Origin of the sequence: Marinobacter sp. M-5 (genome assembly GCF_032911545.1) — a bacterium.
Taxonomy (GTDB): domain Bacteria; phylum Pseudomonadota; class Gammaproteobacteria; order Pseudomonadales; family Oleiphilaceae; genus Marinobacter; species Marinobacter goseongensis.
Map to the genome: position 1 here is coordinate 42,156 of NZ_JAWJEK010000002.1, position 17,191 is coordinate 59,346.

General features: G+C 60.0%; 9 protein-coding genes and 1 tRNA gene. 6 read left to right on the top strand and 4 right to left on the bottom strand.

Going from position 1 to position 17,191, the window contains the following annotated elements; genetic code table 11:
* Nucleotides 1-5 precede the first annotated feature (5 nt).
* Nucleotides 6-82, top strand: a tRNA-Ile gene (locus R0125_RS09560).
* A gap of 78 nt (nucleotides 83-160) precedes the next feature.
* On the opposite strand, the gene R0125_RS09565 is transcribed toward R0125_RS09560, so the two are convergent.
* Entirely contained in the window at nucleotides 161-697 is a 537-nt protein-coding gene (locus tag R0125_RS09565; RefSeq protein WP_317238002.1) for a PEP-CTERM sorting domain-containing protein, read from the bottom strand.
* A 590-nt stretch (nucleotides 698-1,287) separates the two neighbouring features.
* Here R0125_RS09565 and R0125_RS09570 point away from each other — a divergent pair.
* From R0125_RS09570 to R0125_RS09590, 5 genes are all read left to right on the top strand, one after another.
* Nucleotides 1,288-4,452, top strand: coding sequence for an Ig-like domain-containing protein (locus tag R0125_RS09570; RefSeq protein ID WP_317238003.1), 3,165 nt, complete (start codon nucleotides 1,288-1,290; stop codon nucleotides 4,450-4,452).
* 313 nt (nucleotides 4,453-4,765) lie between these two features.
* Nucleotides 4,766-6,103 carry an alkane uptake protein AupA gene (aupA, locus tag R0125_RS09575; protein ID WP_317238004.1) on the top strand — a complete coding sequence of 446 codons (1,338 nt, stop codon included), beginning with the start codon at nucleotides 4,766-4,768 and terminating at the stop codon, nucleotides 6,101-6,103.
* A gap of 13 nt (nucleotides 6,104-6,116) precedes the next feature.
* Nucleotides 6,117-9,332 (top strand): Ig-like domain-containing protein, encoded by a 3,216-nt coding sequence (locus tag R0125_RS09580; RefSeq protein WP_317238005.1) that lies wholly within the window; start codon nucleotides 6,117-6,119, stop codon nucleotides 9,330-9,332.
* Nucleotides 9,333-9,534: 202 nt separating this feature from the next.
* Complete coding sequence (locus R0125_RS09585; RefSeq protein ID WP_317238006.1) at nucleotides 9,535-11,841, top strand: molybdopterin-dependent oxidoreductase; 2,307 nt, start codon at nucleotides 9,535-9,537, stop codon at nucleotides 11,839-11,841.
* 17 nt (nucleotides 11,842-11,858) lie between these two features.
* Nucleotides 11,859-12,314 carry a DUF2489 domain-containing protein gene (locus R0125_RS09590; RefSeq protein WP_317238007.1) on the top strand — a complete coding sequence of 152 codons (456 nt, stop codon included), beginning with the start codon at nucleotides 11,859-11,861 and terminating at the stop codon, nucleotides 12,312-12,314.
* Between the two features lie 339 nt (nucleotides 12,315-12,653).
* On the opposite strand, the gene R0125_RS09595 is transcribed toward R0125_RS09590, so the two are convergent.
* From R0125_RS09595 to R0125_RS09605, 3 genes are all read right to left on the bottom strand, one after another.
* Nucleotides 12,654-14,018: an aminoacyl-tRNA deacylase and HDOD domain-containing protein gene (locus R0125_RS09595; protein ID WP_317238008.1), complete on the bottom strand. Its 1,365-nt coding sequence runs from the start codon at nucleotides 14,016-14,018 to the stop codon at nucleotides 12,654-12,656.
* Nucleotides 14,019-14,146: 128 nt separating this feature from the next.
* Entirely contained in the window at nucleotides 14,147-16,222 is a 2,076-nt protein-coding gene (gene recG / locus R0125_RS09600) for an ATP-dependent DNA helicase RecG (protein ID WP_248185373.1), read from the bottom strand.
* An 8-nt stretch (nucleotides 16,223-16,230) separates the two neighbouring features.
* Nucleotides 16,231-17,190: a hydrogen peroxide-inducible genes activator gene (locus R0125_RS09605; protein WP_248185374.1), complete on the bottom strand. Its 960-nt coding sequence runs from the start codon at nucleotides 17,188-17,190 to the stop codon at nucleotides 16,231-16,233.
* Between the last annotated feature and the right edge of the window lies 1 nt (nucleotide 17,191).

The following is a 17,191-nucleotide window of genomic DNA, read 5'->3' on the forward strand; positions in this document are numbered from 1 at the left end:
CGCAAGGGCCTATAGCTCAGTTGGTTAGAGCAGAGGACTCATAATCCTTTGGTCCCTGGTTCGAGTCCAGGTGGGCCCACCACTCCAGACACAAAAACGCCCCTGAACTCAGAGGCGCTCCTGCATAACTCCTGTAAACCGTCGGTCGACGGCCTGATGCTCAGCTACGGGTTTTGTTCCAGCGGCTGCGGATGCCCAGTGCCAGCAGGCCAAGGCCAATCAGCGCCAGGGAACCCGGCTCCGGCACCTCTGCCACATCACCAACGGTGGCAACGTGACTGATTTCGAAATCTTCAGACGGGAGGTTGAAGCCAGCATTCAACAGGCTGGTATCGATGACCGCCCAGTTAAGATCCGCGTTGTTCTGGAACAGCCCCCACCAGGTGGCGTTCTTGATCATGAAATACTCGCTTGCACTCGTGAGCTGGAATCCGATGAGCGAGGAACTGCCATCAACCATCTGGTAGGACACCGTCTCGGTCTTTTCGTTATAGGTTACGCCTGCTCCCACCACGCTTCCAATCCAGCACGCCTCTGCCGCTTCGCTGCTGCCCGGACCACAGGGGGACAAGCTTCCGGTCTGAGCTGTCAAAGGATCCAGATCCCCGACATCAACGCCCCCGATCAGGTTTCCCCATGCGGCACCCGCAAACGACGCAGCCGCCACCAGTACCAAGGATTTTGAGAACGTTTTCATTTGGGTCTCTCCATTTTCCACACATTGCCTGTTAATGATCAGCGTTCAAACAGACATTCCCTATTTGCCCGTATCACTCCTGACAGTCAGGGTTCCAACCGCGGTTTGTCACGTAACCTGGAAATGACTTCTTATTGAAGGGAAGCATAGGCCGAGCCAACATATTTCCGAATAGGCAAAACAGGGGGTTAGCGGGGGCTCAGCCGTTTTGTCACCGGGGAGCGGACCAATAACTGTAAGAAACTTCGACAGTTCGTGAAAACACAATGGCGGCGCGCGCGATCGCTACCCCGATATCCTGCGGGACTCGAGGCAGAGCAAACGGATGTCAGCAATTTATACAGAGTAGGATTTGCCGGAGAGGAGTGTTAACTGCGTCACACTTTTACAACATGAACCATAACACACTGTTCTCGATAATTATTGCAAAGCGCGTAACCATGCTGGCTACAGGTCAGGTTGACCTTACTCAGACAGCGGAGGCGTCAACCAAGCCACACCTTTGCCCCAATGCTCAGGCCTACCATCTCCACAACAGATCCTGCGGCAGAGAACGCTGCAACGACCCACAACAATAATGGAGTATTGTCATGATGTACCGCTCCCGCGGCTGCAAGCACCCATCCCCGTCTCAACTTACCCACTCCTCCTGCAAGGCGCTTCTCACCCTCGCATTGACGGTGGCAGGCCTCGCTGGATGCGGTGGAGACAAGCAGTCAATCCGCGACACGGATCGCTCAGCCGGTGAACTCTATTTCAGCTACCCTTCTGCGAATCAGGCAGCTGTGCCGGTGACGGCGCCAGTGTTCATGCGCTTCACCCGCGAACTGAGCATGGACGAGAGCGAGCTGGCGCCAGACATGCTGCAGTTGCAGAGTGATCAGGGCGATGTGGTCCCCCTGACCGACGTCACCATGACCAGCGGACAGCGCGGCATTGCCGCACGCCCTGTGGAACCATTGAGGCCCGGCACACGATACACCCTGACCAATCAGGGGCTCTCCACCAGCATTGGAGACATCGAATTGCCCGGTGGCGGAATCTCGTTTACCACCGCCCCCGCCAACAGCGGCCCGCTACTGGATCGCACCGAGGGCAACGGCTTCCGGGTCGCCCGCTTCATTCCAACGGGAGATGATATCTACCCGGTCACAGACATGTCGGTGCTGCGCATTCAGTTTACCGAGCCGGTGGATGAGAGCTCTCTTCGATATGGCGAAACCATCAGCCTGTTAAATACTGATGGCGAACCGGTGCCCGCACAAATGTACCTTCAGGGCCATCGCGTGACCGTAGATCCGGAGGAAGACCTGGATCCGGCTCAGACCTATACCATCAGCCTGACCACCGGCATTCGCAGCACCATCGCCGAAGCACGCCTGGAGCTTCCGCCCGAGGCACCCTGGACGTTCCGTCCGCTGGATTCCACCTCGCCAAATGGCGAGCGTGAGCGCATGGCGCAGAAAGCCACAACCGATACCGGCAAGCTCGCGCTCTCCAACGAGACCTACAATTCGGTAAAACTCAGCTCGCTGCTGCTCGGCAGCAACAACGCCACGACGGCAACCGGGACCGTTTTCGCCGAACTGGGCTTTATTCCCAAATTCGATAAGGCCGGACAAAGCGTGCCCCTGCGCATTGATCGAGGCGCACTGATGACCGGGTCGGATGTCGTGGTAAACGTCGCGGGAGAACTGCCGGCCGGCTTCTCCTCCGAAGCCATCCAGGTGCGCTTCCTGTCCGATGCCGACGGGTTCCTGATGAGCAACCCCTACACCGACAACGAGAACTCGCCACGACTGGTCGAGCTCTACATCGATATGGCCCTGAATACAGAGAACACAATTGCCAACGCCGCCCTCGGGCAACAGCTGATGCACGTGCATCTGGTCGGAACCGCGCTGGTGGAAAACGGCACTCTGACCATTGAGGCCGTGGGTGTGATCGAGCCGGACGTGATGGGCGTTGACGTCGCCTCCGGGCTTATCTCATTCCGGCTGGAGGGCTACCGCAACCCGGACGACGCACCGCCAGAGGCGAGTTTTGCCGACAACGACGCGCCAACCATCAAGAGCTGGGTGCCCGGTGAGGACAATCAGCACAAGATGCGCCCCGGTGACCCGGTTATCGTGTATTTTTCCGAACCGCTTCTGCCCGGCTCGGTGACCGCCGCCTCTGTAAAACTGTATAGGGATGGGGTTGAACAGACGGCCTCACAGTCATTGAATGGCTCAGCACTGGTGGTTACGCCCGCCCTCCCGCTGGAGCATGATGCAGACTACAGCCTGGTGCTTGACGACATGACCGATCTGGCCGGCCACGCAGTGGCCGCTCCCCAACTTGATTTTGTGCTGCCTCCAACCCTGGAGGGCACATCAGCGGCACAGTCTCCGATTGCGCTGACCACCCTGCCGGGCTTCCCCTGCACCAAAGCGGCGGTGAACACCGCCAGCGGGTACCAGGGCCGATGCGCTGGCGGCAAGAGCTCCGATGACGTTTTGCCAATCCCCGCGCACCCGAACAACAGGCCAGTCTCGGTGCGTTTTTCCCAGAACATGGACCCGGCCAGCATTTCCGTGGGCAATTCTCTGACGTTTGAGTCCTTTCAGAATGGCAGCTGGATGCCTGTGCCGACCTCAGATTACGTGGTCGACACCGGTCCGCGGCATCTGACCGTAACGCCGGTGCTGGGCTGGACCGAGGGTACACTCTACCGCTACACACTGAACGCCAATACCCCACTGCGATCGCAATCCGGACTGCCACTGCAAACCGAGATACTGACCCAGGGGACGCGCAATCAGAATAACCGCACATTTGGCGGCGAGCCCATGGTGAACTACTTCACCGGAGCCGCACCCCAGACGGATCGTGTTGCCCTGCCCCTGCGCAACCTGCCAGCAGCGGACGCCAATGCCGACCTGGATTACCAGTCCGGGCTGGAGGCTGGCTCCGTTTCGGGTGAAAGTGTCGCAAACGCGGCCGGGCTGCGGGCGGCCGGCGTTAGCGCCATCAATGACGAAACCCTGGTGCAGGGTGCAAATATTGGCTGCGCCGTTGGGCTGAACTGCGAGCAGAGTCAGTTTATCTACCTGTCTGCCATGCTGGACACGCTTGTTGCGGGTGACACAGACGAGGATGGCAGCATACCAGTCGATATCCTGCCCTCCATTCTCGCCACGACGTCCAACAGCGTCTGGGCATTCATTGATACCAGCTTCGTCGATCTGTTTCCCGATTTCGTGCTGAGCGTGGATCTGGAGAAAAATGAAGAAATCGCCACGGGTCCGATGCTGATGCGCATTCGCTACGTCGAAAATGAGCAGGGAAACCCTGTGCCACCTGGCGGCAAGATCCTCACGAACGACAACGGGGAGCTGACCTTTGCTACAACACTGGACGTTTACCTCGACGCGCCCTTCCTGAATCCGAGCATAGGGCCGGCCAACCTTAGCCACAATCTCAGGAGCTACCCGATCAATGGCCTTGAACTCAGGGGCCCCATTACCTTTCTGGACGATGGCAGGATGCAGATTGCCCTGGAAAATCTGAACCCGGTTCCGATCGATGTCGAAGTCACAGGTCAGATCAACATCACATCCGCGAATACCAGCGGTATCTGCGGCAGCGTTCTTTTCAGCTGGCTGTGTGAGGGCATAGCGAACTCCGCGATCGATGCGAACACCCGCATTCATCTGGAAATTCCCGCCGGCAAACTGCGTCTGAACTACATCTCTCCGTACACCCAGAACTGACAGTCCGAAACCGTTCAGCACCCGAGAGCCGCCCGGCCCTTGGGTGCTGAACAGCAACAAAGTGTCGCACTCCCTGACACTTTCCCTACAAACCCTGTCTGTTCAGGCCTCGCGCTAAATCAGAGACTGGTCAATCCTGTAAGGGCACTCTACAGGTGATCTTTTAGACGACATTCCCTGTCATTGAGGCCAACGTCCCAAAAAGACAAGGCGACTACACTCTGAAACAGTTGTACCAATACCCAATAAATGTGACCCGGCCCTGGCCTGAGTCACGTGAACATGAAAGACAAAAATAACAGGAGTCAGATTCATGTCCGGTTCTCACCGTTTCGTAGTACGGGCGCTTACGCTTGCCATCGCCACCTCTTCAGCAGGACTTGCAACCACCGCCTCAGCCAGCATGGGCAACCTCGGCACTGCCTACGGCGTGATGCCTGTGGACGTCGCCACGGCACAGGCACTGTCCATGTTTAACGACCAGGTTTCTGTCACCTATTACAACCCGTCCTATTTGACCGCAGATGAACGTGGGGAACTGACAGGCGGCATTCTGCACTCTGAACAGGAGCTGCGCTCCAGTCGTTCGGATGCCGATGGTGACATCGTCTCAGATTCACCCAGTCAACACCTGCTGCTCGGTTTGAAAACCAACCTTGGCTCCCTCACGCGATTCAATCACCCGATTTACCTGGGTTTCATTGTCGGTGTGGAAAAGTATGGCAAGGAGCTGCTGGCATTTTCATCTGAGACCTCAGAAACCGGAGAATTCCTTCAGTATGGCAAGGAGCCGCTGTTTCTGAACGTGGGTGGTGCAACGCCGCTTTGGCGGGGCATCTCTGTTGGTTTCTCTGCGCGGGTAACACTTGAAGCTGTGGCGCAGCTGGACGCCGTCTCTACGCTGGGTGGCGAAACCACCCGCGAGCGACTGTCCGTCAATGCTGAGCCCTCGCTGAAGTCCATTCTCGGCACTACCATCAAGTGGGGCGAAACGTTCTGCCCCGACAGCAGCTGCTTCCTGGACGGCTGGGAATCCGCTCTCAGCTACCGCACCAAGTCAGCAGCGTCTACCTCTGTTAACTCCAATATCATCGTCACTCAGACCATTCCGGATCCCGGTCTGAGCCTGGCAGTGGCCACGATTGACTCTTTCCAGCCGGAAACCTTCTCCTTCGGCACTCAGTACCGTGGTGACGGCTGGCGTATTGGTGGCAGCATTGAGCAACAGAACTGGTCGGAACTGGAAGACGAATTCAGCCGCGACACCATTCGCGACCAGCAAAGTGTCAGTGCCGCTGCCCGCATCCGCTTTGATGACGTGCTGATACCCCGGATTGGCGCAGAATACGAGTTCGGCCAGCATTTCGCATTGCGTGGCGGTGTGGCCTATGAGGAATCTCCGCTCAAAACTACCCGCAACCCTGAGCTGAACTATTTGGACACGGACAAAATTGTGGTCGGCCTGGGCCTCAGCGCCACCTATAGCCGCACACGTCTGCTGGCCTATCCGGTTCGCCTGGACCTTGGCTATCAGTACCAGCAACTGCAAGAGCGGGATTTCACCATCGTCGACTTTGACGGCAACGAACAGCAGGCGACCGCCGACGGCGACATCCACGTCGTCAGTGGTTCGATCACCCTGAAGTTCTGAGGAGAGGCTTGCCATGAACTACAAAAATACACTGGCACTGTTACCCGCAGCCATCCTCGCCGCCTGTGGCGGCGGGGATGGACAGGAAATCAACGAGCCACGCACTCAGGGCTCAGTGGTCTACTCCTATCCGGCGGATGGTCAGCGTGAGGTCAGCCCAAAGGCCGACCTGGTGCTGCGCTTTTCCCACGCCGTGTCCGATGACGACCTGACCAGCAAGATCCGCGTGACCGCGGGCGAAACCGCGGTGCCGTTCACCGTTGAAGGTGTCGACGGCAACCGCAGCCTCAAACTGTCGCCCCAGCGTGAGCTCGAACCCGGCACCGAGTACAACATCGAGTTTGCCGAGGGTCTGCTCGCCGAGGGCAACCGGATTATTGGCACGCCCAACGCGGAGGGGCCCGAGGGCATCCAGTTCTCCACTCGCGGCGGGCTGACCGGCATTGCCGGTCTGGACAACACCGATGAGAGCTTCAAGGTCGCCGAGATGATTCCGGCGCCCGACGCCGTGTTCCGTCCGATGGACATTTCCACATTCCGGCTTCGTCTCACTCACCCGGTTCATCCGGAATGGAAAGAACGGGGCGGCGTGATTGAAATCACCGACAGCAACGGCGAAACGGTGCCAGCGATTGTTCTGGTCAAGGGTCGACTGGTCACGATCGATCCGTGCGTTCCGGGCACACCGGAACTCTGCGGTCGGGACGACGACTTCCTGACTCCCGGCGAAACTTACACCGTCTCTGTGCGCAACCTGCCCGGCATCAACGGTGGCGTCGTGGAAAGCTTCAGTCAGCAAATTACGCCCCGCGACACCGGCCCCCGAGTGGTTCTGTTCCAGGAAGTCATTGATTCCGGCCTGAACGCAGGCGACACCACCCAGGAAGCCAGCAAATCCAAACTGAACGGGCAGGTGGTCAACGGTATTGTCCTCAACTCCGTACTGCAGGGTACGACGGACACCTCGCAACAAACCGGCGGGCTGTTCGCGGAATTGGCGTTTGCGCCGGGCTTCGAGGCGGACGAGCCACTTCCGCTGCGCGTGCCGAAAGGCAGCTTGCTGAGCAGTAGCAATCTGGCGGTCCGCGTTAATGGCCTCGTGCCGATCATTGACGAGGCCACAGGCGCCATTCAGCAGACCGGCGACATCAAGGTCATTATGATCTCCGATGCCACCGGTTATCTCTCGCCCAATCCGTACACCGATGACCAAAGTGCCCCGCGCCACGTTCGCCTGTTCATGGACGTCTCCATGAACACCGAGGCGGCCCAGCCCAACGCGTCGCTGTCCCAGGACCTCCTCGGCGTTGAACTGACGGGTATCGCCCTGGTGGAGGATGGCGTTCTGACCATCGACGCCATCGGCATCGTGGAGCCCAATCTGCTGGGACAGGAGCTCACAGACTCCACCATTGCCTTCCGGATTCAGGCGGACACAGACGCCACCTCACAGCTCGACGCTGCCGATCAACGCGACGATGAGCTGGAAGACCTGACCGGCCCGACGCTGGTGAGCTGGGTACCCGGGCCCGTAGATGCCTTCCCGCCGACGCGGCAGGACATGCAGCGCCCGGGTGACCCGGTAGTACTGAACTTTGATGAGCCGCTGGACCACGACTCAGTGCCGGGCAACGTCACACTCTCCACCAGCGAGGGCGATGTGGCCGGTCTCAGAACCAAAGTGGACGGTACCGTGCTGGTCATCAACCCGACCGGTGGTCTCGAGCACGGCGTTGATTACACCGTAACCGTCAACGGCGTGACCGACACCTCGGGTAACGCCGCCAACGTGCCGGCCCTGACGTTCCGGTTGCCGGACATCGGTGCGGAAAACGAAGTTACGCAACGGTCACCGGTCGCGCTGACCACGTTTCCGGGTTTCCCCTGCTACGTCGATCAGGAGGATACCCCGGTCGATCTGAATGCAGGCACCCACGGCCAGTGTGCAGACGCTGCGCCCGATGGTCCTCTGGGTCAGGTACTGCCGCTGTCGACCATGCCGAAAGACCGCCCTATTGTTGTGGTCTTCTCTCAGTCGATGAACCTCGATTCCATTCGGCTTGATGAGACGTTTACCGTCGAAAAGGTGGACGCCAGTGGCGCAGTGGAAAGCTCGGTCAGTGGCCGCCTGGAGAAAAACAACCAACGCATCCGCTTCTTCCCGGATGAACCCTGGGAAGTCGGCGGTTTCTATCGCTACACGATGAGTTCAAGTGATCAAGGCGTATGTACCGATGGTGCGTCAGACAACTTCATCTGCGGCGAAAACGGCCTGGCGTTCAAGACCGACCTGCTGATCGATCCGGAGAGGGTCGGCGGACCGGATATGCAGATCTTCTTCCGCGGGGTGGAATCCACCAGCATGGTATTCACGCCACTGCGGAACCTGCCTGTCAGGGACACTAACTCCAACTACGTGGTCGACTGCCCGGAACTTGGCGGCACCGACTGTCTGGAGCCGTTCAATCATCCATCGGACGGCGAAGGCGGGTTCTTACCTTCAGAAAATGCAGCGAAACTGGAAGTGGTTGGCCAGGCAGCTACGGTACTGGGCCTGCCCGGCCTGCTTCAGGCCAGCGTTGGCTGTCCCGCGAGCGAATCCTGCCCCGAAAACAAGTTCATCTACCAAACCTTCGGCCTCAACGTTGAGGTGGTCGGTCCTGAACTTGATGACAACGGCAACGAGATCGGCGTCAGGATCCTGCTTTACCCCACTATGCTGCCGACAACATCCGCCAGTGTTTTCCTGACGGGTTTTGGTGAACAAGTCACGGGCCCCCAGGTCCTGCGGTTGGTCTATGCCGAACCGACCGAAGACAACCCGCTGGGCCTCGTCGAAGGCGTGGTCTTCGAGGGCGAGAATGGCCCCCGGTTCCGGACGACAACCGAACTGAGTCTGGACGCACCAAATCTCGCACTACCGGACGGTGGAACCTTGCTGGAGCACAACCTGTATAGCCTGAAGGTCCCTGTGAGTCTCGACGGACCGGTCAAGTTCTTCGATGATGGACGCATGCAAATTACGGAGCAAAATCTCAACGAAGTCGCACTTTCCGTTGAGGTCAAGGTCGGCGTGCCGGTTGTCGGTACTATCACTGAGCTCCTCGCGAACCTTCTTAGCGGAGGAGACAGTGATGCGGTGATCAATATTCCGCTCGTTATCCCTGCGGGCGGCATCAACCTCAACTTCATCTCGAATCCGATCAAGGAGATCCCGGAAGAGTACTAACCTGCGGACCTCACCCGCATTTCAGGCCAGCCTTCGGGCTGGCCTTTTTCGTGGGGTTTCTGCCGGTTCGGACTTTTCCCCTCGGCACCATTTCCTGCTAATCTGGTTGCCTGTTGAAACCAACTACTGAATTCCGAACCCCGTACCCACAGGCCTGTGCTTACGACAGTCAGATAACAACAATCACCTGGAGAGCGAAACCATGGAAAACGGAACCCACTATCGTACCTGCCACCTCTGCGAAGCCATGTGCGGCGTTGCCATCGAGGTTCAGGACGGCCACATCACCTCGATCAAAGGCGATGAGGAGGATCCGTTAAGCCATGGGCATATCTGCCCCAAAGCCATAGCCCTGCAGGATTTGCACGAAGATCCGGACCGCCTGAAGAAACCGGTTCGCCGCACCGCCAGCGGCTGGCAGGAAATGGAGTGGGACGAAGCCTTCGATCTGGTGGCCGACCGCCTGCACCGGGTGCGCAAGGAACATGGCCGCAACAGCATTGGCGTGTACCTGGGCAACCCCAACGTGCACAACCACGGCTCGCTGATTGCCACCATGCCGTTTCTGCGGGCCATCGGCAGTCAGAACCGGTTCTCCGCCACCTCCAACGATCAGCTGCCCCACATGTTGGCCAGCCTCGACATGTTCGGGCACCAGATCCTGTTCCCGATCCCGGACATCGACCGCACCGACCTGTTCATCTGCATTGGCGCCAATCCGATGGCCTCCAATGGCAGCCTGATGACGGTGCCGGACGTGCGCGGCCGGCTGAAAGCCTTGAAAAGCCGTGGCGGCAAGATGGTCGTGGTGGATCCGCGGCGCACCGAAACCGGCAAGCTGGCGGACGAGTTCCACTTCATCCGCCCGGGCACCGATGCCCTGTTGCTGATGGCCATGGTGCATACCCTGTTTGATGAAAACCTGGTGAACCTGGGCCATGCGGAACACTGGACCAAGGATGTGGATCTGCTGCGCCTGGCGTCCCTGGCCTTTACGCCGGAAGCGGTCAGCGAACACACCGGCCTGGGTGCCGACGACATTCGGGAACTGGCGCGCCAGCTCGCCAACACCCGCAAAGCCGCTCTGTATACCCGCATGGGGACCAGCACCCAGGCGTTCGGTGGCGTTGCGACCTGGCTGGCCTATTGCCTGAACATTCTCACCGGCAAGCTCGATGCCACCGGCGGCATGATGTTCACCCAGCCGGCCATCGATCTGATCGCCCTGGGCGGCCTGTCGGGCCAGCAGGGGCATTTCGGTAACCGCTTCAGCCGGGTAAAAAAGCTGCCGGAATTTGCCGGTGAGTACCCGGCCAGTACTATGGCCGACGAAATGCTCACTCCGGGCGAGGGCCAGATCAAGGCGTTCGTGACCGTGGCCGGTAACCCGGTGCTGTCCAACCCCAATGGCGGTCGATTGGATCAGGCGCTGGAGGGCATGGACTTCATGGTCTCGGTGGATTACTACCTGAACGAGACCACCCGCCATGCCGATGTAATCCTGCCACCGACCGCGGCACTTGAGCGTAGCCATTACGACCTGATTTTCAGCATGTTCGCGGTGCGCAACGTTGCCAAATACAGCGATGCCCTGTTCGATGCCGGCGAGGATACCCGCCATGACTGGCAAATCCTGCTGGAGCTGGCGCACCGTCTGGAGAGAAACCGCAAGGGCGGTCGACTGCCGCTGCGCGCGGAGCTGGGCTGGCGGGCATTCAAGCAGATCGGGCCCGACACTCTTCTGGATCTGTTGCTGCGCTCCGGCCCTTACGGCGCGGATATCGGGCCGGCTCGCGGCCTGGTGCAACCGGCCATCGATCTGGTGATGGACATCCTGCCCAAGCGTCATCCGTTGCAGGGGTTGGCCAAACTCAGCCCGCTGAACCGCCATTGGCAGGACCTGCCCAAAGGGCTGTCACTGAGGGCACTGCGCGACAATCCCAGCGGTGTGGATCTCGGCGCCCTGCGCCCCTGCATGCCGGAACGCCTGTTTACCCGGGATGGCAAGGTCAACCTGGGACCACGGCGCTATCTGCAGGATCTGGATCGCCTGCACGCCCTGCTGGCCAGCCCGGTCAGCAAGGACTTGCTGATGATTGGCCGTCGTCACGTGCGCAGCAACAATTCCTGGATGCACAACAGCCAGCGACTGGTGAAAGGCAAGGACCGCTGCACTCTGATGATTCATCCGAAAGATGCCGCCCGCTGTGGCCTGCAGGCCGGGGACTCGGCGGAGGTCACCTCCCAGGCGCCAGAGGTCAAAGGAAATATTGTACTGACGGTGGAGATTACCGAAGACATCATGCCGGGGGTGGTCTCGGTGCCCCATGGGTGGGGTCACCACCGCGAAGGCACTGGCCAGACCGTGGCCGCCGCCCATGCGGGCGCCAGTATCAATGATGTGCTCAGCGACCAACAGACTGATCCGCTGGTGGGTACCTCCGTACTCAATGGACAGAAAGTGAAGGTTAAAGTCTGGCGTGCGGAACGTCAGCGTAAACGCGCCTGACGCAAAAGGAGTTACCCATGCCCCTGTGGCTGCAATGGACACTGATCATCGCGGGTCTGCTGGCAATCGCGACCCTGATTGCCTTCATTGTGCGCCAGAGCCGGCTGCTCAGCCTGAGCCGGCGGCGGGATGACAAGAACCGTGCGTTCCGCGAAAAACGCAGACAATCCATGGTCGAAAGCATTCAGGTAATCGCCATGGCGGTAGAAGAGGATCAGGTGGAGTACTCGGAGGCCTGCCTGCGCCTCAAGGGCCTGCTGGATCACGTGGCGCCGGAGCTGCTGGAGCGGTCACCCTACCGTATCTTCCGGGAAATATCCGACCAGCTGCAGCACATGCCCACCCACCGGGCGCGACAGGCCACCGACACCCGCTTCATTGAAAAGATGGATCAGGAGCGGCTGGCCCTGGAAAAACAGCATGCGGACACCATCCGCCGCGCCGCCACCGCGCTCCGACAGCACGCCTTCTGAGGAAGCGCCTGTTCACGAAGTGTCCAACTGGCTGTTTCCAGACCTGATTGTAATTTTTTGTAACAGAAAAGGCCGGGGATCGCGCCATTTAGTATTGGAAATCAACGCATTCCGATATGAAAAAAATGTGACACGTTGATCAGGGTCATTCTGGCGGAAGGGTTGACTTTTATTTCCGACTTCATGAGCTAGATTTAAAGACAAGGTGGCCCGAACCATTCTCTGCGGACACCTTGCGTTGTTTTCTCCTGAAAAGTTTGGACGACTCTGCAACAAGCGGGTGAGCTTGCCGGCCTAAGGGCCGGCTTTTTTGCGGGTTCGGGTTGCGAAAACGTCGAATCAGGAGGTCATCATGCCGGCCATGGCCATGATACTGGCCTTGTTATTGACCAGCTCGTCGAATTGCTCCTCCACTCTGGTCTTGTCCAGTCCCAGCGATGCGTAGAAGGCCGGCGATACCTCCTCGCCGGCGCCAATGGCCACACCCCGCGTGGCCAGCAACTGGCGCCCCAGCCACAGCAATTTGCCGTAGACGCTGTGAGGGCCATCGTAGCCGGGGTTCTTCTGGTAGCGGATGGCCAGGGTCACTTCGTCCGGCATCCCCCAGTTCTGCATCAGTTCCGCCGCAATCTGCTCACGGGTAATGCCGAGCAGGTAATGTTCGGTCACCGACGAGTCCATGCCGGGATTCACTTCCAGCAATCGGCACACCAGCTTGAAGTGTGGCGGAAAGACCTGGGCGAGCACCAGATAGCCGAAGTTGTGAAGCAGCCCGGCGAGATAGGCCAGGCCAAAGGCCGGGCGCTCAGTGCGGGGCATCATGCTGGCCAGAATACCGGCTGACTGGGCCTGCCAGATGGCTTGCTGCCAGTAATCCACATACCCCTCAGGGTGATCCTGAGGCTGTTTCAGGGCGCGCCCCAGCGCCAGCCCCATGGCCAGATTCATCACCAGATCAAAACCCAGCACGCGGGAAACCGCGTCGTGAACGGATTTGACCTGCCCCGCCGCGGCGTAAAAAGAGGATGACGCCCAGCTGACCACCTGGGCGGCAAGGCTCGGATCACTCTCCACAATATCCACCAGGTCGCCCATCACAGCGTTGGGATTGACCCGCAGATGAATAATCCGCTGAGCCGTTTCCGGCAGGGGTGGCAGCTCCAGGGTATCTTCCAGCCGTTGCTGTATCCGCAGGCCGGTGAACTTCTTGATGGCTGAATGAAGCTGGTCCCGATCCCGTTCGGGACGATCCAGATTAACGGCAATGGTCTCCGGCACAACGGCAAAGGCAGCCCGCTCGGCATTGGCCGTTAACGCACGGAAATCTGCAGCGGGCATGACCATGGCCAGATTTTGTGCGCCGAGCGACAGCGCCACGGCCTGCAGGCTGTCCACCCGCTCGTCCACCACGCTGGGCCAGCCGGTCAGTGACGGCAACGCCGGCAGCTCGGCCAGCCCGGCACGTTCCTGCGCTCGTACCTGATCACGGCGTTTCATGACCTGAAGATCCCGCCCCAGCTGCTGATTGAGGGCATTGATATCAAGCAGATCATCCTGCCGGCAGACCGCCTGAAGGTTTCCCTGTTCGTCACTGAGCAACACCATTCTCAGCAGCTGGTCGTTACGGGCCTGGCTGACATCCCGCAGAGACACCTCCCCCGCGGTTTCACCCAGTGCCTGCCGGACCACAACAGGTAATTCCATAAGCCTCTCCAAAACACAATAAGGTGCCCACGCAGGGCAGGATGGTCGTTTCTTCAGTATACGGCAGTAAAACACCCGGGGTTTTGATCTAACCCGGGTTAATCCTGCGTTCCTGCGCGCGGCTACCGCTAAACGTCACCATACCGGACCCTCTCACCCAACCAGCGACGCACCAGACCATTGACCCGTTGCGAATCTGCCATCAATGACGGCGCCATGGCACGAACCGGCTCGATCCAGCCCTTGTCCCGCTCGAAGTCCGCCAGACGGAACTGCATCATGCCAGTCTGGCGGGTGCCCAGCACTTCACCCGGACCACGGATCTCGAGGTCTTTCTCGGCGATGAAAAAGCCATCCTGGCTGTCCCGCAGCGCCTGCAGGCGGGCCTTGCCGTTCTGCGATAGCGGCGGGTGATACATCAGCACGCAGAAACTGGCCTGCTCGCCCCGCCCCACCCGGCCCCGCAACTGATGCAACTGGGCCAGCCCCAGCCGCTCGGGGTTCTCGATGATGATCAGCGAAGCGTTGGGCACGTCCACCCCCACCTCTATCACTGTAGTCGCCACCAGCAAATCCAGCTCACCATTCTTGAACTGCGCCATGATTGCGGCTTTTTCTGCCGCCTTCAGGCGACCGTGAACCAGCCCCACGGACAGGTCCGGCAGGCGCTCGGTGAGTTCCTGCGCGGTCACCTCTGCCGCCTGACACTGCAGCGCTTCGGATTCCTCGATCAGGGTGCACACCCAATAGGCCTGACGCCCCTCCCGGCAGGCATTGCGCACCCGCCCGATCACGTCTTCCCGGCGACTGTCCGGAATGGTCACGGTCTCGATCGGCTTACGGCCGGGGGGCAGTTCGTCAATCACCGAGGTATCGAGATCGGCGTAAGCACTCATGGCGAGGGTGCGGGGAATTGGCGTAGCCGTCATGATCAACTGGTGGGGTGCCAGGGTGCCGCCTACGCCTTTTTCCCGCAACGCCAGGCGCTGATGAACCCCGAAACGGTGCTGCTCGTCCACAATCACCAGCGCCAGACGGTTGAACACCACCTCGTCCTGAAACAGCGCGTGGGTGCCGATGGCTACACGGGCCTCACCGCTGCCGACCTGCTCCAGTGCTTCACGACGGGCCTTGCCCTTGACCTTGCCGGACAACCACGCCAGACGGATACCCAGAGGCTCCAGCCAGCTGCAGAAATTCTGGTAATGCTGTTCCGCCAGTATCTCCGTTGGCGCCATCAATGCCACCTGGGCGCCGGCCCCGATCGCCTGTAGTGCGGCAAGCGCGGCCACCACCGTCTTGCCGGATCCCACGTCCCCCTGCACCAGCCGCAACATCGGCAATGGCTGGCTGAGATCCTGGCGAATGTCACGCACCACCTGCTGCTGGGCCCCGGTCAGGCGAAAGGGCAGTTCTTCCAGAAACTGGTCCACCAGATCACCGGTGGGCAGCAGCGGCAGGGCCTGGCGCGCCTGGATCTGTTCGCGCACCTGCAGCAGGCTGAGCTGGTGGGCGAGCAACTCCTCCATCACCAGGCGTTGCTGCGCCGGATGCCGGCCTTCCATCAGCAGATGCACCGGTGCCGTGGCCGGGGGCGCGTGCACCAGCTCCACCGCTTCGGTTATACCCGGTAGCTGATAATCCGCCAGCAACCCCGGCGGCAACCAGTCATGAATGGGGTAGCGTTTCAGGTAAGTCAGTGCCTGCTGGCACAGGGATCGGACCCGCGGCTGCTGAATGCCCTCGGTCAGGGGGTAGACCGGCGTCAGCGTCGCCTGCCCTTCCGCAGGCATCGGCGGCGGGTCGGTCTGGTATTCCGGGTGATAGAACTCGTATCCGGCACGACCCGGGCGAACTTCTCCGAAACAACGCACCCGAGCACCCTCGGTCAGCTGGTTTTTCTGGGCGGCATTAAAATGGAAAAAACGCATCACCAGAAACCCGCTCTGGTCTTTCAGGGTCACCTGCAGGCTGCGGCGGCGCCCCATTACCAGATCGGTTTTGACCACCTCCCCTTCCACCACACCGACATCGCCAATGCGCAGATTGCCCATGGGCACTATCCGGGTACGATCTTCATAACGATGGGGCAAATGAAACAGTAGATCCTGCAGGGATTGAATCCCCAGTTTTGCCAACCGGTCCGCCAGGGCGCTTCCTACGCCCTTCAATGCGGTGACCGGGATGTCGTCCAGTGACGTCATGAGCGACCTCAGGTGTCCGTGGCCGCCGCGGGGGTATCGGTTTTCGCCTTCTCGATGACGCGACACTGGCTGGCCGCCAGCGACAACACATCAATGGCTTTCGGGCGGGGGAAGGTCACCCGCCACGCCAGCGCCACGGTGCGGAAAGGCACCGGAGCCGCAAACGGCCGCACCGCCAGAATGTCTTCGTGGTACTGCATGGCCGTAGCCGCAGACAACGGCAGCACTGTGATACCGAGGCCAGAGGCCACCATATGCCGAATGGTTTCCAGGGAACTGCCCTCAGTGACCAGTGCCGGTGCTGCTGCACTGGCGTTGCGGGTCACCGCATCGACCAGAGGCGGGCAGGATTCAAGCACCTGATCGCGGAAGCAGTGTCCGGGGCCCAGCAACAGCAGTTGTTCCCTGGCCAGTTCCTCCGCCGTCAGGCTCTCTTTCTCGGTCAACGGATGACCGGCAGGCAGCAATACCACAAACGGCTCGTCATACAGCGGAAGGGTCACCACCTCCGGTTCCTCGAACGGCAGGGCAATGATGATGGCATCCAGGTCCGAGTGGCGCAGTTTCTGGCGCAGGCTGGCGGTATAATTCTCCTCGATGAACAGCGGCATGTCCGGCGCCGCGCGGCGCAGTTCCGGCAACAGATGTGGGAACAGATAGGGGCCGATGGTGTAGATGGCGCCAACTCTCAGGGGCGAATTGAGCTGGTTCTTGCCATCCTGAGCCATGTCCTTGATCACGCCCACCTGATCCAGCACCCGCTGCGCCTGTTCGATAATCCGTTGGCCGGTTTCGGTCACCCGGATACTGCTCTTGCTGCGCTCAAACAGCGGAATGCCCAGCTCGTCCTCCAGCTTTTTTACGGCCACACTCAGGGTCGGCTGACTGACGTGACAGCGCTCCGCGGCGCGGCCAAAATGCCTTTCCCGTGCGAGGGTAACAACGTATCGTAACTCAGTGAGAGTCATG

Excerpts from the sequence above, each read along its gene's own strand:
- R0125_RS09590 (WP_317238007.1), top strand. The coding sequence starts at position 11,859 with ATGCCCCTGTGGCTGCAATGGACACTGATCATCGCGGGTCTGCTGGCA.
- R0125_RS09605 (WP_248185374.1), bottom strand. The coding sequence starts at position 17,190 with ATGACTCTCACTGAGTTACGATACGTTGTTACCCTCGCACGGGAAAGG.
- R0125_RS09580 (WP_317238005.1), top strand. The coding sequence starts at position 6,117 with ATGAACTACAAAAATACACTGGCACTGTTACCCGCAGCCATCCTCGCC.
- aupA (WP_317238004.1), top strand. The coding sequence starts at position 4,766 with ATGTCCGGTTCTCACCGTTTCGTAGTACGGGCGCTTACGCTTGCCATC.
- R0125_RS09570 (WP_317238003.1), top strand. The coding sequence starts at position 1,288 with ATGATGTACCGCTCCCGCGGCTGCAAGCACCCATCCCCGTCTCAACTT.
- R0125_RS09565 (WP_317238002.1), bottom strand. The coding sequence starts at position 697 with ATGAAAACGTTCTCAAAATCCTTGGTACTGGTGGCGGCTGCGTCGTTT.
- R0125_RS09585 (WP_317238006.1), top strand. The coding sequence starts at position 9,535 with ATGGAAAACGGAACCCACTATCGTACCTGCCACCTCTGCGAAGCCATG.
- R0125_RS09595 (WP_317238008.1), bottom strand. The coding sequence starts at position 14,018 with ATGGAATTACCTGTTGTGGTCCGGCAGGCACTGGGTGAAACCGCGGGG.
- recG (WP_248185373.1), bottom strand. The coding sequence starts at position 16,222 with ATGACGTCACTGGACGACATCCCGGTCACCGCATTGAAGGGCGTAGGA.